Origin of the sequence: Streptomyces formicae (assembly GCF_002556545.1) — a bacterium.
GTDB classification, from domain to species: domain Bacteria; phylum Actinomycetota; class Actinomycetes; order Streptomycetales; family Streptomycetaceae; genus Streptomyces; species Streptomyces formicae_A.
This window is the reverse complement of the sequence record NZ_CP022685.1, coordinates 1,067,736-1,085,423: the sequence shown is the minus strand read 5'-3', so window position 1 is coordinate 1,085,423 and position 17,688 is coordinate 1,067,736. Positions and strand designations below refer to the sequence as shown.

Annotated in this window: 18 protein-coding genes; 7 read left to right on the top strand and 11 right to left on the bottom strand. The window is 72.1% G+C overall.

Features of this window, described 5'->3' with window-relative positions:
- Positions 1–5: 5 nt before the first annotated feature.
- Positions 6–800 (bottom strand): DJ-1/PfpI family protein, encoded by a 795-nt coding sequence (locus tag KY5_RS04335; protein WP_098240936.1) that lies wholly within the window; start codon positions 798–800, stop codon positions 6–8.
- A 120-nt stretch (positions 801–920) separates the two neighbouring features.
- Entirely contained in the window at positions 921–2,276 is a 1,356-nt protein-coding gene (locus KY5_RS04330; protein ID WP_098240935.1) for a dipeptidase, read from the bottom strand.
- Between the two features lie 135 nt (positions 2,277–2,411).
- Here KY5_RS04330 and KY5_RS04325 point away from each other — a divergent pair, with 135 nt between their 5' ends.
- A complete protein-coding gene (locus tag KY5_RS04325) occupies positions 2,412–3,614 on the top strand; it encodes a geranylgeranyl reductase family protein (RefSeq protein ID WP_098240934.1) in 1,203 nt (400 codons plus the stop codon).
- A gap of 56 nt (positions 3,615–3,670) precedes the next feature.
- Here the strand turns inward: KY5_RS04325 and KY5_RS04320 are convergent, their stop codons facing one another.
- Positions 3,671–4,168: a nitroreductase family deazaflavin-dependent oxidoreductase gene (locus KY5_RS04320; RefSeq protein WP_098240933.1), complete on the bottom strand. Its 498-nt coding sequence runs from the start codon at positions 4,166–4,168 to the stop codon at positions 3,671–3,673.
- A gap of 182 nt (positions 4,169–4,350) precedes the next feature.
- Between KY5_RS04320 and KY5_RS04315 the strand changes: the two genes are divergently transcribed.
- From KY5_RS04315 to KY5_RS04305, 3 genes are all read left to right on the top strand, one after another.
- Positions 4,351–5,058: a TetR/AcrR family transcriptional regulator gene (locus KY5_RS04315; RefSeq protein ID WP_098240932.1), complete on the top strand. Its 708-nt coding sequence runs from the start codon at positions 4,351–4,353 to the stop codon at positions 5,056–5,058.
- Between the two features lie 114 nt (positions 5,059–5,172).
- Positions 5,173–6,489, top strand: coding sequence for a sensor histidine kinase (locus KY5_RS04310; RefSeq protein WP_098240931.1), 1,317 nt, complete (start codon positions 5,173–5,175; stop codon positions 6,487–6,489).
- Positions 6,486–7,151 (top strand): response regulator, encoded by a 666-nt coding sequence (locus KY5_RS04305; RefSeq protein WP_098240930.1) that lies wholly within the window; start codon positions 6,486–6,488, stop codon positions 7,149–7,151. Before KY5_RS04310 ends, KY5_RS04305 begins: the two co-directional genes overlap by 4 nt.
- Positions 7,152–7,251: 100 nt before the next feature.
- On the opposite strand, the gene KY5_RS04300 is transcribed toward KY5_RS04305, so the two are convergent.
- On the bottom strand, positions 7,252–8,787 hold the full coding sequence (locus KY5_RS04300; protein ID WP_098240929.1) for an MFS transporter: 1,536 nt from the start codon (positions 8,785–8,787) through the stop codon (positions 7,252–7,254).
- Positions 8,788–8,876: 89 nt separating this feature from the next.
- Between KY5_RS04300 and KY5_RS04295 the strand changes: the two genes are divergently transcribed.
- The gene (locus KY5_RS04295) at positions 8,877–9,278 is read left to right on the top strand and encodes a MarR family winged helix-turn-helix transcriptional regulator (RefSeq protein ID WP_098240928.1); all 402 of its coding nucleotides are present in this window, start codon (positions 8,877–8,879) and stop codon (positions 9,276–9,278) included.
- Positions 9,279–9,323: 45 nt separating this feature from the next.
- Here the strand turns inward: KY5_RS04295 and KY5_RS04290 are convergent, their stop codons facing one another.
- Positions 9,324–10,070: a maleylpyruvate isomerase family mycothiol-dependent enzyme gene (locus KY5_RS04290; RefSeq protein WP_098240927.1), complete on the bottom strand. Its 747-nt coding sequence runs from the start codon at positions 10,068–10,070 to the stop codon at positions 9,324–9,326.
- Positions 10,071–10,131: 61 nt separating this feature from the next.
- On the bottom strand, positions 10,132–11,403 hold the full coding sequence (locus KY5_RS04285; protein WP_234362609.1) for an MFS transporter: 1,272 nt from the start codon (positions 11,401–11,403) through the stop codon (positions 10,132–10,134).
- A gap of 141 nt (positions 11,404–11,544) precedes the next feature.
- On the opposite strand from KY5_RS04285, the gene KY5_RS04280 reads away from it, so the two are divergent.
- Complete coding sequence (locus KY5_RS04280) at positions 11,545–12,777, top strand: ROK family protein (RefSeq protein ID WP_098240925.1); 1,233 nt, start codon at positions 11,545–11,547, stop codon at positions 12,775–12,777.
- Here KY5_RS04280 and KY5_RS04275 read toward each other — a convergent pair.
- Entirely contained in the window at positions 12,774–14,000 is a 1,227-nt protein-coding gene (locus tag KY5_RS04275) for an MFS transporter (RefSeq protein ID WP_098240924.1), read from the bottom strand. The two genes, KY5_RS04280 and KY5_RS04275, sit on opposite strands and share 4 nt — an antisense overlap.
- A gap of 127 nt (positions 14,001–14,127) precedes the next feature.
- Positions 14,128–14,727 (bottom strand): TetR/AcrR family transcriptional regulator, encoded by a 600-nt coding sequence (locus tag KY5_RS04270; RefSeq protein WP_098240923.1) that lies wholly within the window; start codon positions 14,725–14,727, stop codon positions 14,128–14,130.
- Between the two features lie 154 nt (positions 14,728–14,881).
- Here KY5_RS04270 and KY5_RS04265 point away from each other — a divergent pair, with 154 nt between their 5' ends.
- On the top strand, positions 14,882–15,757 hold the full coding sequence (locus tag KY5_RS04265; RefSeq protein ID WP_098240922.1) for an alpha/beta fold hydrolase: 876 nt from the start codon (positions 14,882–14,884) through the stop codon (positions 15,755–15,757).
- Here the strand turns inward: KY5_RS04265 and KY5_RS04260 are convergent.
- From KY5_RS04260 to KY5_RS04250, 3 genes are read right to left on the bottom strand one after another with little or no spacing between them, the layout of a single operon-like run.
- Positions 15,720–16,643, bottom strand: coding sequence for a phosphotriesterase family protein (locus KY5_RS04260; RefSeq protein ID WP_098240921.1), 924 nt, complete (start codon positions 16,641–16,643; stop codon positions 15,720–15,722). The genes KY5_RS04265 and KY5_RS04260 overlap by 38 nt on opposite strands.
- Positions 16,637–17,221 (bottom strand): DUF4865 family protein, encoded by a 585-nt coding sequence (locus KY5_RS04255; protein ID WP_098240920.1) that lies wholly within the window; start codon positions 17,219–17,221, stop codon positions 16,637–16,639. The genes KY5_RS04260 and KY5_RS04255 overlap by 7 nt, the downstream gene beginning before the upstream one ends.
- Before the next feature lie 14 nt (positions 17,222–17,235).
- A complete protein-coding gene (locus tag KY5_RS04250; RefSeq protein ID WP_098240919.1) occupies positions 17,236–17,652 on the bottom strand; it encodes a cupin domain-containing protein in 417 nt (138 codons plus the stop codon).
- Between the last annotated feature and the right edge of the window lie 36 nt (positions 17,653–17,688).

Here is a 17,688-nt window from a genome sequence, read left to right as displayed (position 1 = left end):
CGGCCTCAGGTGGCCGCGTCGTCCAGCAGCTTCAGCGCCAGCTCCCGCGTCGCCGCGTCCGCCTTCTCCGGACTCCCGGTGTCGTACGGCGGATCCGGGTCGTACTCGACCGCGAGCTGCATCGCCCGTGCCACCTTCTCGTCGGAGAGCCGGGAGGCGAGATGGAGCCCCATGTCGATACCGGCGGAGACCCCGGCGGCCGTGATGATCTTTCCGGTCTCCACGAAGCGCCCCGGCGTGTACGTCGCGCCCGCGTCCTTCAGGAACGGGCGAGAGGCCCAGTACGTCGTGGCGGGCAGGCCGCGCAGGAGGCCGGTCGCCCCGAGGATCAGCGAACCCGTGCACACCGACGTCGTCCACGTCGAACGGCGGTGGATGCGGCGGATCCAGTCGTGGACCTCGGTGTCACCCATCATCGCCAGGACGCCCCGGTTCCCGCCGCCGGGGACAAGCAGGACGTCGGCCCTGTGTACGTCCCGCATCGCCCGCTCGGCGACCAGGCTCAACTCGCCGGTGTCCGTGAGGACAGGACCCTTCCCGGCGCGGCCGACCATCGTCACCCGCACGCCCGGCACCCGGCACAGCACCTCGAAAGGGCCCACCGCGTCCAGCGCGGTGAACCCGTCGTAGAGCAGCACCGCGACCTGGACGCGCCCGTCATCGGGCGTCGCGCCGTTGCCGGAAGCCGCCCACGCGGGCCCGGTCGCGCCCCCGGCGGCGACGACCCCCGCCCCCACGGCGCCGGCCGCCGCGCCCCGCAACAGTCCGCGGCGACTCGGCTTCCGCCGTGCCTCAGCCATCCTCATGACACACCAACGCCCCTCGCTCAGACAGCAGTTGACGTTTCAGTAGTCGTACGTCACCGCGTCCGGGTTCCCGCGAGGGGCGAGGTCGTCATGCGTGCGGATGAGGCGGCGCGGTCAGCGCGCCGCGTACTTCCGAAGGAACAGCGCCTCGGCGACGGAGAGCCGCTCCAACTCCTCGGGCGACACGCTCTCGTTGACCGCGTGGATCTGCGCCTCGGGCTCGCTCAGGCCGATCAGCAGGATCTCCGCCTGAGGGTAGAGCGAGGCGAGGGTGTTGCAGAGCGGGATCGAGCCGCCCTGGCCCGCGTACTGCATCTCCTCGCCCGGGTAGGCCTCACCCATCGCCTCGGCCATGGCCGCGTACGCCGGGCTCGCCGTGTCCGCGCGGAACGGCTGGCCCTGACCGATCTGCTCCGTGCGCACCCGCGCGCCCCACGGAGTGTGCGCCTCCACGTGTGCCTGGAGCAGCTTCGTCGCCTCGACGGCGTCCACGCCCGGCGGCACCCGCAGGCTGATCAGCGCCCGCGCGCCCGCCTGCACGGACGGGGTCGCGCCGACCACCGGCGGGCAGTCGATGCCCAGGACGGTGACGGCGGGGCGAGCCCAGATGCGGTCGGCGACCGTGCCCCCGCCGATGAGCTCGACGCCGTCGAGCACCTTGGCGTCCTTGCGGAAGGCGGCCTCTTCGTACTGAAGACCGTCCCAGTCGGCGTCGCCGGTCAGACCGTCGACCGTCGTCGAGCCGTCCTCGGCGCGCAGCGAGTCGAGGACCCGCACCAGCGCCGCGAGAGCGTCCGGGGCCGCGCCGCCGAACTGGCCCGAGTGCAGGTTGCCTTCGAGGGTGTCGACGCTGACGCGGACGAGCGTCATGCCGCGCAGCGTCGAGGTCACCGTCGGCGTGCCGACCCGGAAGTTGCCCGCGTCGCCGATCACGATGGTGTCGGCGGTGAGCAGCTCGGGGTGCTCCTCCGCGTACCGCTCCAGGCCGCCCGTGCCCTGCTCCTCCGAGCCCTCCGCGATCACCTTGACGTTCACCGGCACGCCGCCGTTCGCCTTGAGGGCGCGCAGCGCGAGCAGGTGCATGATGACGCCGCCCTTGCAGTCGGCGCTGCCCCGGCCGTACCAGCGCCCGTCGCGCTCGGTGAGCTCGAAGGGCGGGGAGGCCCAGGCGGCCTCGTCGAGGGGCGGCTGCACGTCGTAGTGCGCGTAGAGCAGGACCGTCGGGGCGCCGGCGGGGCCCGGCAGGAAGCCGTACACCGACTGCGTCCCGTCGGGGGTGTCGAGCAGTGCGACGTCCTCGAAGCCCTCGGTGCGGAGCGCGTCGGCCACCCAGTTCGCGGCGGCCTCGCTCTCGCTCTTGGGGAACTGCTCGAAGTCCGCCACCGACTTGAAGGCCACCAGTTCGGTGAGCTCCGCCTTCGCCTGCGGCATGAGTGAGGCGACGGTCTCGGCGATCGGATCCGGCGACATGGGCACGCTCCTCGTAGGTGCGACGTTGTACGTGTGGGTACATGTGATCCTCCCACAGGCGGGGCTCCCGAGGGGTCGCCGTAGGATGCCTGGGGAAAGCGCGGCCAACAGCTGGATCAGGAGCGGTAGACCAACGTGAGCAGCGAGAACACAGCGGACGACGCCCGGCACGTGTGGGATGTCGTGGTGGTCGGAGCGGGCCCCGCGGGGGCCTCGGCGGCCTACGCGGCAGCCGTCGCGGGGCGCAGCGTCCTGCTCCTCGAGAAGGCCGAACTGCCCCGCTACAAGACGTGTGGCGGCGGCATCATCGGTCCCTCGCGCGACTCGCTGCCGCCCGGCTTCGACCTGCCCCTCCAGGACCGGGTGCACGCGGTGACGTTCTCCCTGGACGGCAAGTTCAGCCGCACCCGCCGCTCGCGGCAGATGCTCTTCGGCCTGATCAACCGCCCCGAGTTCGACCAGCAGCTCGTCGAGTACGCCCAGAAGGCGGGCGCCGAGCTGCGCACCGGCGTCACCGTCGCGCGCGTGGAGCAGCACGGCCCCGACGTGCCCGACCGGCGCACCGTCGCCGTGATGCTGCAGGGCGGCGAGACCGTCCTCGCCCGCTCGGTGGTCGGCGCCGACGGCAGCGCGAGCCGCATAGGGGCGCACGTCGGTGTGAAGCTCGACCAGGTCGACCTCGGCCTGGAGGCCGAGATCCCGGTGCCCAAGACCGTCGCCGAGGACTGGGCGGGGCGCGTCCTCATCGACTGGGGCCCCATGCCGGGCAGTTACGGCTGGGTGTTCCCCAAGGGTGACACGCTCACCGTCGGCGTGATCTCCGCGCGCGGCGAAGGCGCCGCCACCAAGCGGTACTTGGAGGACTTCATCGCCCGGCTGGGCCTCGCGGGCTTCGAGCCCAGCATCTCCTCCGGGCACCTGACGCGCTGCCGTGCCGACGACTCGCCGCTCTCCCGCGGCCGGGTCCTGGTCTGCGGTGACGCGGCGGGCCTCCTGGAGCCGTGGACCCGCGAGGGCATCTCCTTCGCCCTGCGCTCCGGCCGCCTCGCGGGGGAGTGGGCGGTCCGCATCGCCGAGGCGCACGACGCGGTCGACGCGCGGCGCCAGGCGCTGAACTACGCCTTCGCGATCAAGGCCGGGCTCGGCGTCGAGATGAGCGTGGGCCGCCGCATGCTCAAGGTCTTCGAGCGCCGCCCGGGCGTGCTGCACGCGGCGATCACCGGCTTCCGCCCCGCGTGGAACGCGTTCGCGAGGATCACCCGTGGTTCGACGACGCTGGCGGAGCTGGTGCGTACGCATCCGCTGGCGGGGCGGGCGTTGAGCGCGCTGGACCGCTAGCCGGGTCTTGCTTCGCCGCCCGTCGCCAGGACCGCCGTGGCGCGGGGGCGCCTGCCTTAGTGGCCCCGCTCCTTCGCACCCTTCACGGTGATCCGGAAGACGGGGTGATCGGGCGCGGCCGCCAGGATCTCCGCGTCGGAGGACTTGGCGGTCACGCCCTTGAAGTACTGGTTGACCTCCCAGCCCCACCGCTCCAGATAGCCGCGCAGCAGCGGAAGCTTCTCGGCGTCGGGCACCTCCACGACGGTGAACTCCCGCACCTTGCGCCCCACGCGCAACTCCCCGCCACCCGCGACGCGCATGTTCCGCACCCACTGGGAGTGCCCGCGCGCCGACACGAGGTACTGGCCCTGCTCGCCCCCGTCGCTCGTGTGCGCATACGGGTTCACGGGGACGCGCTGCATCTTGCCGCTCTTGCGGCCCCGCACGGAGAGCTCGGCGCTGCCCATCAGGCTGACTCCGTGCCGCGCGAGCCAGCCGATGACGCTGTTGAGGCGGACGGTGAGCGGGCTGCCCTTGAGGTAGTACGGGGGCGGAGTCGAGGACGCGGACATGGGGACCTCCAGGGGGTGGCGCGGACCAGGATTGCGAGAGCACTGCTCTCGCTTGAGAGTAGTGTGCAGGAGATTGGCGATCCAAAGCAAGAGCGGTGCTCTCGAAATGGTGCACCGATAGGAAAAAAGTGCGCCGATCACAAAGGTGTGCACCGCTCCGTCGCCATGGCAGACTGGTCCGCATGAGCGGCAGCACCAGCGTCACCAAGGGAGCCCGGGCCCGCGCCCGCGAGGAAGTCACCGCGGCGATCAAGGACGAAGCCCGCAGACAGCTCGCGGCCGAGGGCGCCGCCAAGCTCTCGCTGCGCGCCGTCGCCCGCGAGCTCGGCATGGTCTCGTCCGCGCTCTACCGCTACTTCCCCAGCCGTGACGACCTGCTCACCGCGCTCATCATCGACGCGTACGACTCGATCGGCGCCGCCGCAGAGGCCGCGCACGCGGGAGTCTCGGGGCAGGAGCCCGTACGCCGGTGGACGACGGTGTGTGAGGCGGTGCGCGTCTGGGCGCTGGCGCACCCGCACGAGTACGCGCTCATCTACGGCTCGCCCGTGCCCGGTTACCGCGCGCCGGAGTCCACGGTGCGGGCCGCCGCGCGGGTGGGCCAGCTGCTCGTCGACATCGTGCGGGACGCCCACCGGGGCCGGGGGATCGCCGTGCAGCCGCTGCCCGGCGGTTTGCGTACGGAGGGGGAGCGGCTCGCGGCGGACCTGGCGCCCGATCTCCCTCCGGCGGCCGCCACGGCGATGGTCGCGGCGTGGGCGCAGTTGTTCGGGCTCGTGGGCTTCGAGGTGTTCGGGCAGTTCAACCGGGTGGTCGAGGACCGTGAGGCGTTCTTCTCGCACGCGGTGACGCAACTCGCCCGGGGCGTGGGGCTGTTGCCGCAGAGCTGACACCCGCGCCGCCGCGCCCCGCGTCACCTGCCCTCGCGTACTCCCGAGGGAGTACGCCTGATCACCACGCCCGTCGGACGCCCGCGGACCGCCGCCCGGTCTAGCGTGGCCGCCATGGACGAGCAGCACGAACGCAGGGCCGACGGTCCGTCCCCGGGCTCGGGCGGGCCGTCGATGTGGCGGCACGGACCGCCGTGGTGGAACCAGGGCGACGGCGCGAGCGCGGGCCGTCGGCTGCCCTGGCTGACGACGCTCGCGCTCACCGTGTTCGTCCAGATCGGCTCCGGCTTCGCCGGGCACTCCCAGAGCGGACGCGAGCAGCTCGACCCCTACGCCCGGGTGCTCCTGTTCCTGGCCACGGCGGTGCTGCTGTTCCGGCACCGCTTCCCGCTCTCCGTCGCATGGGCCACCGCGGGGCTCACACTCGTCTACATCGGCGCCGGATATCCGTACGGACCCGTCTTCCTCGCCGTCGCCGTGGGCTGCTTCGCCGCGGTCGTGGCGGGCCACCGGCGCGCGGCCTGGAGCGCCGTGGGCGCGCTGTGGGCCGGACATCTGCTGATCGCGCACTGGCTCTACCGGTGGCTGCCGCCCGGCGGCGACGGCGCGAGGCCCTGGAACGAGGAGATCGCGGTCGCCGTCTGGGTCGTCGCGATCGTGGCGGTCTCCGAGCTCGCCCGCGTACGCCGCGAACAGTGGGTCAAGGAGCGTGCCGAGCGCGCGCAGGCCGCCAGGCGGCGTGCGGACGAGGAGCGGCTGCGGATGGCGCGCGAGCTGCACGACGTGCTCGCCCACAGCATCTCCGTCATCAACGTCCAGGCGGGCGTGGGCCTCGCCCTGCTCGACTCCGACCCCGAGCAGGCCCGCACCGCGCTGACCACCATCAAGGCGGCGAGCAAGGAGGCGCTCGGCGAGGTGCGGCAGGTCCTCGACACCCTGCGGGCCCCCGGCGACGCGCCCCGCGCCCCCGCGCCGGGCCTCGACCGGCTTCCCGAACTCGTCGAGCAGGCGCGGAGCACGGGCCTCACCGTCGACGTCACCACCGAGGGCACCCGCGCGAAGCTGCCGCCCGGCCTCGACCTCGCCGCGTTCCGCATCGTCCAGGAGGCGCTGACCAACGTCGTACGGCACTCCGTCTCACGCCACGCGCGCGTGCTGGTGCGGTACGACGAGGCGTGCGCGACGGCGGAGGGGAAGAACGGCGAGAGCGCCGCTCTCACCCTCCGCATCGACGACGACGGGCCCGCCACCGGCACCGACGCGGGCGGCAGCGGCAACGGACTTGCCGGGATGCGGGAGCGCGCCGCGGCCCTGGATGGCACGATCGAGGCGGGCCCGCGCCCGGACGGCGGCTTCCGCGTGACCGCCGTACTGCCCCTGGCGGCCGACCGGGACACCGCGACCCGCACCGCACCCCGGGAGGACCAGTGATCCGCGTACTGCTCGCCGACGACCAGTCCCTGGTCAGGGCAGGCTTCAAGGCGCTGCTCGACGCCCAGGCGGACATCGCGGTGGCGGGCGAGGCGGCGGACGGCGACGAGGCGGTGCGGCTGGTGCGCGAGCTGCGCCCCGACGTCGTCCTGATGGACATCCGCATGCCGCTGCTCGACGGACTCGCGGCGACCCGGCGCATCACCGAGGAGCCGGGTCTCGACGCGGTGAAGGTGGTCATGCTGACCACCTTCGAACTGGACGAGTACGTCTTCGAGGCGATCCGCGCGGGGGCGTCCGGCTTCCTCGTCAAGGACACCGAGCCGGACGAACTGCTGCGTGCCGTGAGAGCCGTGGTCGAGGGCGACGCGCTGCTCTCGCCGGGGGTGACGCGCCGCCTCATCGCCGAGTTCGCGGCCCGTTCCAAGGAGCCCGCGGCCGCCGACGCGCTCGGCGGACTCACCGAGCGGGAGCGGGAGGTGATGGCGCTGGTCGGCGTCGGCCTCACCAACGAGGAGATCGCCCGCCGCCTGGTCGTCAGCCCGCTCACCGCGAAGACGCATGTGAGCAGGACGATGGTGAAGCTGGGCGCCCGCGATCGGGCCCAACTGGTGGTCCTGGCCTACGAGTCGGGCCTCGTCCGCCCCGGCTGGCTGGGCTGAGGTGCGGTGGGCGCTCCCGGCGGACGGCCATCATGCGCCGGGAGCGCCCTGCCGACGGCCTGCTGACGGTCTGTCGGCAGCCTGCCGGGGCTTCCGAGGGTCAGTCGCGAGCGGCCACCGTCTCCCGCTCCGTCGGCTCCTGATCCACCGGGCCCCGGTGCGCGGACCCCTGGGCCTCCGCCTCCTGGGGCACCGACTTGGCGACGACGACGCTCTTCCGCGTACGCGAACTCCGCAGCCCCGTCAGCGTGATGAGGAGTCCCGCGACCGCGATCGCGGTGACCACGATCAGGCCGGGCCGGAAGCTGTCGAGTACCGCCTGCGGGGACGCGTCGCCGTCGTGTGAGGACGCGGTGACCACGGCGGTCACGACCGCGAGGAAGATCGCGCCGCCGACCTGGATCGAGGTGTTGAGCAGGCCGGACACCATGCCCTGCTCGTCGTCGTCCACACCGTTGGTGGCCTGGATGTTGAGCGAGGGGAAGACCAGGGCGCACGCGAAACCGAGCAGGATCATCGAGGGCAGGACCACCGCCGCGTACGCCGGAGTCAGGCTGATCCGCAGGAAGAGCACGTAGGAGGCGACGAGCAGCACGAACCCGGCCACGATGACGCGCGGGGTGCCGAACCGGTCGATGACCGAGCCGACCTTCGTCGACGACAGGGCGACGAGCGCGCCCGCGGGCAGGAAGGCGAGCGCGGTCTCCAGGGCGGACCAGCCGAGCAACGACTGGAAGTACTGCGTGGCCAGGAACTGGAAGGAGACGTAGCCGCCGAAGAACGTCATCGCGCCCAACTGCGCCCGCAGTTGGGGTCCGGAGCGCAGGACGCCGAGCCGGATCAGCGGGCTCGCGGTGCGCAGTTCGATGCGTACGAAGACGGCGAGCAGGACGGCCGCGACGAGGAACGACAACAGCGTGCGGGCCGAGGCCCAGCCCGCTTCGGGGGCCTCCACGACGGTGAAGACGAGCAGCAGCATGGCCGCCGTGCCGGTGACGGCGCCCGGTACGTCGTAGCCGCCCTTGTTCTTCTCGCGGGCGCTGCGCGGGATCAGCTTGATGCCCGCGACCAGGGCGAGGAGCGCGATCGGCGCGGGAAGGAGCATCGTCAGGCGCCAGCTCGCCTCGGTGAGCAGGCCGGAGAGGACGAGGCCCATGGAGAAGCCGGTGGCGGCGCAGGTGGTGTAGATGGTGAGCGCGCGGTTGCGGACCGGGCCCTCGGCGAACGTCGTGGTGATGATGGAAAGACCCGCGGGCGCGGTGAACGCGGCGCTCAGGCCCTTGATGAAGCGGCTCGCGATGAGCAGCGGCCCGGAGTCGACGAAGCCGCCGAGCAGCGAGGCGAGTGCGAAGACGGCGAGCGCGATCAGGAAGACCCGGCGGCGGCCGAGCAGGTCGGCGGCCCGTCCGCCGAGGAGGAGGAGCCCTCCGTAACCGAGGATGTAGCCGCTGACGACCCACTGGAGGGTCGAGGTGGAGAGGTCGAGTTCGGAGCCGATGGAGGGCAGGGCGACGCCGACCATCGATACGTCGAGTGCGTCGAGGAACATCGCGGCGCAGAGCACCAGCAGAGTGCCCCACAGGCGCGGGGTCCAGCGCTCCGGGGACGCGGAGACAGCTGTGAGCGGAGAAGTCATGGGCAGTAAGGTACATGCGCATGCATTGAATGCAAGCGCATTTAATTCCAATGCAACAAAGCGCGGATTCTCTGCTACCGTGCGATGTCATGGCGGCGAAAACGGCCGAGCAGGGGCTCGTGAATCAATGGCGCGACATCCTCGCGGTGCATGCGCGCACCCTGTGCGAGCTCGACCGTGAGCTCCATCCGCACGGCCTGGGGGCGAGCGACTTCGAGGTGCTCGACGTCCTCGCGGAGGGCTCGTCGGACGACGGCGGCGGGGCGTTCCGCGTCCAGGAGATCTCGTCCCAGGTCCACTTGAGCCAGAGCGCGCTCTCCCGGCTGATCGGACGCCTGGAGAAGGACGGTCTCGTGGAGCGCGGCATGTGCAGCGAGGACCGGCGCGGCGTGCGGGTCTGCCTGACGGACAAGGGGCGCGAACTGCACGCGGAGGTACGGCCGTTGCAGCGGGCCGTGCTCCAGAAGATGCTCGCGGGGGACGCGGGCTGACGTTCCCGGCGGAGCCGGCCGCCGACCGGCCCGCGACCGGCGCCCTCACCCCATGACGATGGCCGACTTCTCCCGCCACAGCGCCGCGAGCGAACGGTCCCCGGTCACCTCGGGGAACGGCAGCCGGTTCCACAGCGCCGGATAGAGCCGCGCCGCGGGGCCGGACACCTCGCAGTCGGCGGGAGCCGTCGAACCGCGTTCGGTGACGGGCGGCCCTTCGGAGAGCCGCACCGTCCAGCTCTCCTCCTCGGCCGCGTCCGTCGCCCGCACGCGGAGCACCCTCGGTACGTCGCTGCGCACCTGGCTCCTGGAGCGCGCGTGGAAGCCGCACAGGAGCTCCTCGATCCCGTCCAGCGCGAACGCGGTGCCGATCGGCGAGAACGGCGCACCGCCGCGCGCCGACTCGGCGTCGAGGCGGTGGACGGTCGTCTCGTGCGCCTGTCGCCGGGCCCAGAAGGCGAGCGGAGAGGGGGCGGGCAGGAAGGCCCAGCACTCGACGTCCAACGGCGCCCCGGTGAGCGTCTCGACGAGCGCGGCGTGCCCCTGCCGGAACCAGCCGATGAGCGCGTCCCCCTCGATGTCGGGCGCCTCGCCGCCGAGCTGGTACGAGGTGCGCCGCTCCGTGATGAACGCGGCGGCCCAGCGGTGCACCATGCCGGTGTGCCGCAGCAGGTCCCGCACCTGCCAGCCGGGGCAGGTGGGCACCTTCGCGTCGGTGCCCGCCTCCTCGGCGGCCCGCGCGAGCAACTGGCCCTCTTCGTCGACCACTTGGATGTGTGCGGAAATCTCCATCGTCGTCATGCGGGAGATTGTGTCGGAAGGAGCGGGACCGAACCGGAAGCTCCGGATGATGTCAGACCGTTTCCGTACGCTCTGTAGGCACGAGGGGCTCCACGTGCTCCGTACGCTCGGTGTGCCGCGTCGCGAAGCCGATGAGCGCGGCCGCGGCGGCGAGCAGCGCGACGCTCGTCAGCGCCGCGGGCAGCGAGTACCAGTCCGCCATGAAGCCGATGAGCGGCGGTCCCACCAGCATGCCGCCGTAGCCGAGCGTCGAGGCGGCGGCGACCCCGCCGGGACCGGCGAGCGCGCCCGCGCGTTCCACGGCCACGGGGAAGATGTTGGCGAGCCCGAGCCCGGTGACGGCGAAACCGGCGAGCGCGAGGCCCGTGGAGGGGGCGAGCGCGCCGAGCAGCATGCCGACGCAGGCCGTCGCGCCGCCGCCGACCACCGTGCGGGTCCTGCCGAGGCGCTCGAGGAGCGTGGTGCCGGAGAGGCGGCCGATGGTCATGGCGAAGGCGAAGCAGGAGTAGCTCGCCGCGGCCACGCCCGGGTGCGCGTGCAGGTCCTGCTCCAGGTGCAGCGGGCCCCAGTCCGCGATCGCGCCCTCGCCGTACGCGGTGCACAGTGCGATGAGCCCGAAGACCAGGACCAGGCCGCGGGTGCGCCGGTCCATGCGGTGTGACGCCCGTACGTCGGGGGACGGGAGCGCCTCCGGGGTCGAGGAGTGCTCGCGCAGCAGGTCCGCCGCGCCGTCCCGGAGCAGCACGGGCGCGGTGACGGCGGTGATCGCCAGGCCGAGGACCGTGATGCCGAGCAGATGGGGCGTGGGGGAGAGGTGGCCCGCGACCAGGCCGCCGAGGCCCGCGCCGATCATGCCGCCGAGGCTGAACGCCGCGTGGAAACTGGGCATCACGGGGCGGCGCAGCGCGGCCACGAGATCGACCGCGGCGCTGTTCATCGCGACGCTGATCCCGCCGTACGCCGCTCCGAAGAACAGCAGCACGAGGCCGAGTACGAGGACCGAGTCGGTCAGCGGCGGCAGTGCGACGCTGAGCGGGAGCAGCACCCCGCAGGCCACGGTCGTCCGGAGACTGCCGTAGCGCCTGCAGAGCCGTCCGGTGAGCGTCATCGTGATCACCGCGCCCGCCGAGACCGCGAGCAGCGCGAGGCCCAGCTGGCTCGCCGAGGCTCCGGTCTGCTCCTTGATGGCGGGGATCCGGACGACCCAACCGGCGAAGACGAAGCCGTCGAGTGCGAAGAAGACCGTCAGGGCGACGCGCAGACGGCGGAGGTCGGGGGCGGTGGGCCGCGGCGCTGCGGTCCCGAGTTTGTTTAGTAGCGGCACAAAGTCAGAGTAGGGGTGTGTCCCGGCCGCGCACAACACGATTCCGCGGTGGCCGAAGACGTGCGGTCGCCGAAGGGCGGAGGAGCGGCGGATGACGACTGAACGGCGAGGCGGTGTACGGATCATGGGAGACTCGCCCTCATGAACGGCAAGGCTGTCCCCCGCGGCGAGGGGGAAGTGTCCACGCGCACCCGGCTGGAGCGGGGGCGCGGCGCGCTGGGTCCCGCGCTCGAACTCGTCCATACGGGGCGGGCGCCCACGCGCGCCGTGCTCACCGCCGAGCTCGGTGTCACCCGTGCCACCGCAGGTGCCGTCGCCGCCGAGCTGGAGGCGCTCGGCCTGATCAGGATCGACGCGAAGCCGAGCGCCGCCGCGGGTTCGCAGGGCAGGCCCTCGCACCGGCTCTCCGTCGTCGAGACGGGGCCCGTCGCGCTCGCCGCGCAGGTGCACGCGGACGGTTTCCGGGCGGCGCTGGTCGGCCTCGGCGGCCGCATCGTGGCGACCGCGCCCGGTTGTGAGGCCGTCGGCGCTGATCCCGCCCAGGTCCTCGGATCAGTGGTCGACGCGGGTGCCCGGCTGCTGCGCGAGACCGGCAGGCGCTGTGTCGGCGCGGGGCTCGCGGTGCCGTCGGCGGTCGCCGAACCCGAGGGCACGGCGCTCAATCCGCTGCACCTGGCCTGGCCCGCGGGCTCGCACGTCCGCGAGATCTTCGCCGATCGCGTCCGTGAAGCGGGCATCGAGGGACCGGCGTTCGCGGCCAACGACGTGAACCTCGCCGCGCTCGCCGAGCACCGGCACGGCGCCGGGCGCGGCGCCCGCGATCTGCTCTGTGTCGCGACGGGGCACCGGGGGGTCGGCGGGGCCCTGGTCCTCGACGGCCGTCTGCACACGGGCAGTTCGGGCCTGGCCCTGGAGGTCGGGCATCTCACGGTGAACTCCGAGGGGCAGGCTTGTTACTGCGGGGGCCGGGGCTGTCTCGACGTGGAGACCGATCCCCTCGCCTTCCTGACGGAGGCCGGGCGCGCGCCGGGCCCCGAGGGTCTGCTCGTGCAGGCCCGCGCACTGATCCGTGATTCCTACGGCGACCCCTCCGTGCGCTCGGCGGCCGAGGTCCTCATCGACCGCCTCGGCCTCGGGCTCGCGGGTCTGGTCAACATCCTCAACCCCGACCGGATCATCCTGGGCGGTCTGCATCGCACGCTCCTGGAGGCGGATCCGGAGCGGCTGCGCGCCGTCGTCGCCGACCGGAGTCTGTGGGGGCGCAGCGGCGGCGTGCCGATCCTGGCGTGCACGCTGGACTACAACAGCCTGGTGGGGGCCGCCGAGCTGGCCTGGCAGCCGGTGCTCGACGACCCCTTGGCGGCCCTGGGTTAGACGGGCTGGGTGCTGCGCCGGTCGACCTGGTCGTTCGGCCGGACGGCCTCGGCCGTGTCGTGGGCGCCGCCGCGGTCCGCCGTCCGGCGGCGCAGCAGGTCGGGCAGCAGCGTGCCGAGCCCGAGGACCGCGAGGGCCGCGCCGATCCACAGGGGCGCCCGCAGGCCCTGTGCGTCGATGGCGGGTCCGCCGATGGACGTGGCGATGATGATGCCGAGCGTGATGAAGGACGAGTGGACGGTGTTGACCAGCGGCCGCGCGTTGCCCGCCCGCTGAACCCGGGTGATCAGGGCCGGGTTCATCGTGACGCCGACCAGGCCGATGCCCAGCATGAACAGCACTGCGGGAACGGACAGTTGGGCGAAGAGCGCGAACCCGACGAGGAAGGTCAGATTGAGCGCCAGACCCACGACGAGTACGGGCAGGGCGCGGCGGTCGGCGAGTCGGCCGACGACGGTGTTGCCGATGACGGTGGCCGCGCCGTACGCGATGAGCAGCAGCGGGACGGTGCCGGTGGAGAAGCCCGTGACCTTGGTGAGGATCGGGTTGAGGTAGCTGAAGGCGGAGAAGGTCGCGCCGATGGTGAAGGTGCTGGTGATCATGACCAGCCACAGGCGCGGACGGCGGAAGGCGACCAGTTCCTGACGGAGGCCGCCACCGGCCTCCTCGGTCTCGCCTTCGGTGTGCGGAACGAAGGCCAGTGTGGCGAGCGCGGCCAGTACGGTCAGCGCGGTGATGGCCCAGAACGCGGCGCGCCAGCCCAGGTGTTCGCCGACGACGGTGGCGAACGGAAGTCCGAGCAGTGTGCCGAGCATCAGCCCGTTGAGCACCACGGCGACGGCACGGCCGCGCACTTCGGGTCGGGCGATGCGCGAGCCCAGGGAGATGGAGACGCCGAAGAACGCCTGCGAGGCGATGCCGGTGAGCACGCGGGCCACCAGCATGGTGCGGTAGTCGGGCGCGAGCGCGGCGAGCACGTTGCCCGCCAGGAAGATGCCGAACAGCACCATCAGGGCGGACTTCTGACGCATCTTCAGTACGGCCACGGTGAGGAACGGGCCGCCGAAGGCCATCGCCGCCGCGAAGGCGGTGATGAGATAGCCGATCTCGGGGATGGTGGCGTCAAGTCCTTCGGCCATCTGGGGCATCAGTCCTGCGACCACGAATTCGCTGGTCACCATGGCGAAGATGCCGAGGGCCAGTACGTATACGGCGCGGGGCATGGGTGGGCTCCTGTCGGGCACGAGTATTGGATAGATCAGTACAAAAAAAGGGCATGCCGAGGCGCGGGAGAGCCGCGCGGGGTGAAAGGTTCCGTGAGGGGATGGGCGGAGGTCGCGGGTGCCGGGGTTAGCGCACCGCCAGCGCGTCGAGCGCGGTATCGGCGATCGCCTCAAGGGTGGCGCGGTCGGCGCCGCCCTGGGCGGAGACGCGCATGCCGCCGATGACGGCGTTGATGTAGCGGGCGAGCGATTCGGCGTCCCGCCCGGTCGTGATGTCCCCGGCGAGTTGCCCCGACCGGAGGGTGGCGCGCAGAGCCGCGAGCCGGAACTCCAGGTCGCGCTCCAGCATCCCGGCCGCCTCCGCGTCGCGGGAGGCGAGCCCGACGGTCGTGTTCACGGTCAGACAGCCGATGCTGTGGCCGTCCTGCCGGGTCTCGATCTCGCCGTCGATGACCCGGTCGAGCAAGGCGCGCAGCCGCTCCATGGCGGGCCGCTCCACGTCGTCGAGGATCTCGGCCTGGCCGGCGTTCATCGTCTCCATGTAGCGGGCGAGTGAGCGCCGGAACAGATCGTGCTTGCTGCTGAACGTGTTGTAGATGCTGCTGCGGCCCAGTCCGGTGGCCTCGCACAGATCCTGGGTCGAGGTGGCCTCGTAGCCCTTCACCCAGAAGGCGTGCATCGCCGCGTCCAGGGCCCGCTCCTCGTCGAAAGTCCTCGGTCGGGCCATGGAGAGACCGTACATGTTTTGGAACGCGCGGTGCAATACGCGCTTCTCGCCTGGTCGGGGCGGCTCCGCAAACCTCGTTACCTCTACACGAGCTCAACTGGTAACTTCATGGGAGTAGAGAAGCAGGATTCGCTTCGACGCAGGGAGACGGCACGTGAGGTGGCACCTGAAGGAGAAGTTCGAGACGCCGGACGGCTGTGTGCGGTGGGCGTCGTTCGGAGCGGGCGACCCGGTCGTCCTGCTGCACGGATCCCCGTTCTCCTCGTACATCTGGCGCGAGATCGCTCCCGCGCTGGCCCTGACCCGCCGGGTCTACGTCTGGGACCTGCTGGGCTTCGGCGCTTCGGACAAGCGCGACGGGCAGGACGTCGGCCTGGCCGCCCAGGGGAGGCTCTTCGCCCGGCTCCTGGAGCACTGGCGCACGGCCGACCGCTGGGGCACGGCCCGCCCCGGCGTCGTGGCCCACGACGTGGGCGGGGCGGTGGCGCTGCGGGCGCTGCTGATCGAAGGGGCTCAGTACCGGGACCTCACGCTGGTCGACGCGGTCGGCGGCGGCGCCTGGGGGACCGGCTACTTCAAGCTGATCAGGGAGAACGCACACATCTTCGAGCAACTCCCCGACTACGCCCACGAGGCACTGGTCGCCAGCCACCTCCGCCGCGCCACCCACACGGGTTACCGCCCCGGCGTCCTGGACGCGTACCTGGCCCCGTGGCGCGGCGCCGAAGGCCAGGCGGCGTTCTACCGGCAGTACCGCCAGTTCGCCCAGCGCCAGACCGACGAACTCGAACCCCTGCTCGGCACGGTCGCGGTCCCCACGCGCGTCATCTGGGGCCGCGAAGACCGCCTGCTGCCCGAGGAGTTCGGGGAGTTCCTGCACGAGCGGATCCCGCACGCGGAACTGATCAGGGTCGAGGGCGCGGGTCACACGATCCAGGAGGACGCCCCGGCCGAGCTCCTGGCCCACCTGGCGACCGGCTTCGGTGCCGTGCCTACGCCCACCGCACCCCGAACGCCCGCCCCGCGTTGACCGTCAGGGTTCGCTCCACCAGGTCCTCGCCCACGGCGAGTTCGAGGCGAGGGCGCACTCTGCGCAGGAGATGAGGCATCCCGGGGCCGCCGTTCACCGAGCGGGCCCCCGCCGTGGTCGTGTCGCCGCCCAGGAGCAGGCGGTCGCCGAAGCCCGCGTCGGCCAGTGCCTTGATGGCGTCCGGCATGCGCCAGTCCGTGGCGTGGTGGGCGCGGGACGGGCCGTCGAAGGCCAAATAGGCGCCGGAGGCGGCCGCTTGATGGTGGGTCAAGAGGTCGGGGGAGCGGTTCAGGTGGCCGAGGATCACGCGGTGGGGCGGGACGTCCAGTTCGCCGCAGAGCAGGTCGAGTACGTCCAGGGCGCCGGTGCCGAGCTCCAGGTGGACGGTGATCGGCGCGCCCGTGGCGTGGTGGGCTTCGGCCGCCGAGCGCATGGTCCACCGGGCATGCGCGTCGAGCCCGTGGAATCCGCCCGCCACCTTGATGAGACCGGCCCGTACGCCCGATTCGCCGATGCCTTCGGTGAGTTCGCGGAGGAAGACGTCCGCCAGGCCCTCGCCGCGCAGTTCGTCCAGCGTGTCCTGGGTGTAGTGGGCCGCTTGGTGCAGTCCCGTCGCGGCGACGATCCGCACGCCCGTCGCCCGGGCGAGATCGGGCAGTAGTCCGGCATGGCGCCCCATCCCGTACGGAGTCCACTGGATGACGCTCCGCCCGCCCGCCGCACCGAACGCCGCCAGCTCGCGGGCCGCCGCGTCGGCCGAGTCCAGCTCCTGGCCGGGTAGTTGGGGGCTGCTGATGAACACGTGGTCATGCGCGTCGCACGTGCCGAGCTCCTCGGGGGCGATGTCGCCGAGCACCGTCCGTACGGTGAAGGGCGCGCTCACCACTGCCGACCCCCCGTCAGTTCCTGCCGCTCCGGCGCCGACAGGTGCAGCACATCGAAGACGTCACCCTCGCCGTGCGGCGAAGCGTGGTCCCAGAGCGAGAAGTGCACCGCTTCCCAGGCGTGCGGGTCGACGGCGACCGTCGCGCTCACCACCCCGTCCTGTCGAGCCAATTGCGCTGCCTCGTGCGCAAGTTGGACGGCGTACTCCGGCAGGGGCGTCCCGTCCGGTATCCGCTGCGCGCGGCGGATCGCCGCCTTGGGTGCGGTCGACGCGGCGGCTCCCTCCTCGTGGGCGAGGACCGTCCAGTTCCGCACGTCCGGCCGTCCGAAGTCGTCCACGAGACCCCTGAACCCCGGCCCCCAGAGGAAGGAGTTCATGCCCTCGGGGCTGTTCCAGAGGTAGAACGGCGCGTACTGGTTCACGGGCGAGCCGTCCCTGCCGCGTTCGCGCATCAAGTAGACCTTGAAGCCGAGTCCGGGGAAGTCGTCGAGCAGGTGTCCCTTCGTCGCCACCCGGTCGCGGATGATGCCCATGTCGTAGTCGGCGGGCAGGGTGATCTCGTACTGCATGGCGTGCATGGCGCAAGTACTCCTCAAGAGGCGGGCGGATAGGGGTAGGTGGCGTGGCAGGCGTCGTCGACCAGTTCGCCCCAGGTCGCGGTCGTGCCGTCCTCGGCCGCCTCGACCACCGCCAGATGTGTCATGAACGTGCGAGGTCCCGCCCCGTGCCAGTGCCGTTCCCCGGGCTCGATCCAGACGGTGTCGCCCGCCCTGATCAGCTCGACGGGACCCTCCGCACGCTGCACGAGCCCCTCGCCCTCGGTGACGTGGAGGACCTGTCCGTGCGGATGGGTGTGCCAGGCCGTGCGGGCGCCCGGAGCGAAGTGCACGCTGAACATCCGCAGCCGGGAAGGGGGTTCGGGCGCGGCGATCTCGTCGAGCCAGACCGTGCCGGTGAAGTGCTCGGCCGGTCCCTGCTTGCTGTCCGGGCGGGTTCGGGTGATGTGCAACGTACGGATCCTCACTGAGTGGCAGGGGGGCGTCGG

What these genes read in the sequence shown, in the direction of transcription:
- KY5_RS04255 (WP_098240920.1), bottom strand. Translation starts at nt 17,221, where the DNA reads ATGCACGCCATGCAGTACGAGATCACCCTGCCCGCCGACTACGACATG.
- KY5_RS04310 (WP_098240931.1), top strand. Translation starts at nt 5,173, where the DNA reads ATGGACGAGCAGCACGAACGCAGGGCCGACGGTCCGTCCCCGGGCTCG.
- KY5_RS04300 (WP_098240929.1), bottom strand. Translation starts at nt 8,787, where the DNA reads ATGACTTCTCCGCTCACAGCTGTCTCCGCGTCCCCGGAGCGCTGGACC.
- KY5_RS04295 (WP_098240928.1), top strand. Translation starts at nt 8,877, where the DNA reads ATGGCGGCGAAAACGGCCGAGCAGGGGCTCGTGAATCAATGGCGCGAC.
- KY5_RS04270 (WP_098240923.1), bottom strand. Translation starts at nt 14,727, where the DNA reads ATGGCCCGACCGAGGACTTTCGACGAGGAGCGGGCCCTGGACGCGGCG.
- KY5_RS04315 (WP_098240932.1), top strand. Translation starts at nt 4,351, where the DNA reads ATGAGCGGCAGCACCAGCGTCACCAAGGGAGCCCGGGCCCGCGCCCGC.
- KY5_RS04320 (WP_098240933.1), bottom strand. Translation starts at nt 4,168, where the DNA reads ATGTCCGCGTCCTCGACTCCGCCCCCGTACTACCTCAAGGGCAGCCCG.
- KY5_RS04275 (WP_098240924.1), bottom strand. Translation starts at nt 14,000, where the DNA reads ATGCCCCGCGCCGTATACGTACTGGCCCTCGGCATCTTCGCCATGGTG.
- KY5_RS04290 (WP_098240927.1), bottom strand. Translation starts at nt 10,070, where the DNA reads ATGGAGATTTCCGCACACATCCAAGTGGTCGACGAAGAGGGCCAGTTG.
- KY5_RS04330 (WP_098240935.1), bottom strand. Translation starts at nt 2,276, where the DNA reads ATGTCGCCGGATCCGATCGCCGAGACCGTCGCCTCACTCATGCCGCAG.
- KY5_RS04335 (WP_098240936.1), bottom strand. Translation starts at nt 800, where the DNA reads ATGGCTGAGGCACGGCGGAAGCCGAGTCGCCGCGGACTGTTGCGGGGC.
- KY5_RS04280 (WP_098240925.1), top strand. Translation starts at nt 11,545, where the DNA reads ATGAACGGCAAGGCTGTCCCCCGCGGCGAGGGGGAAGTGTCCACGCGC.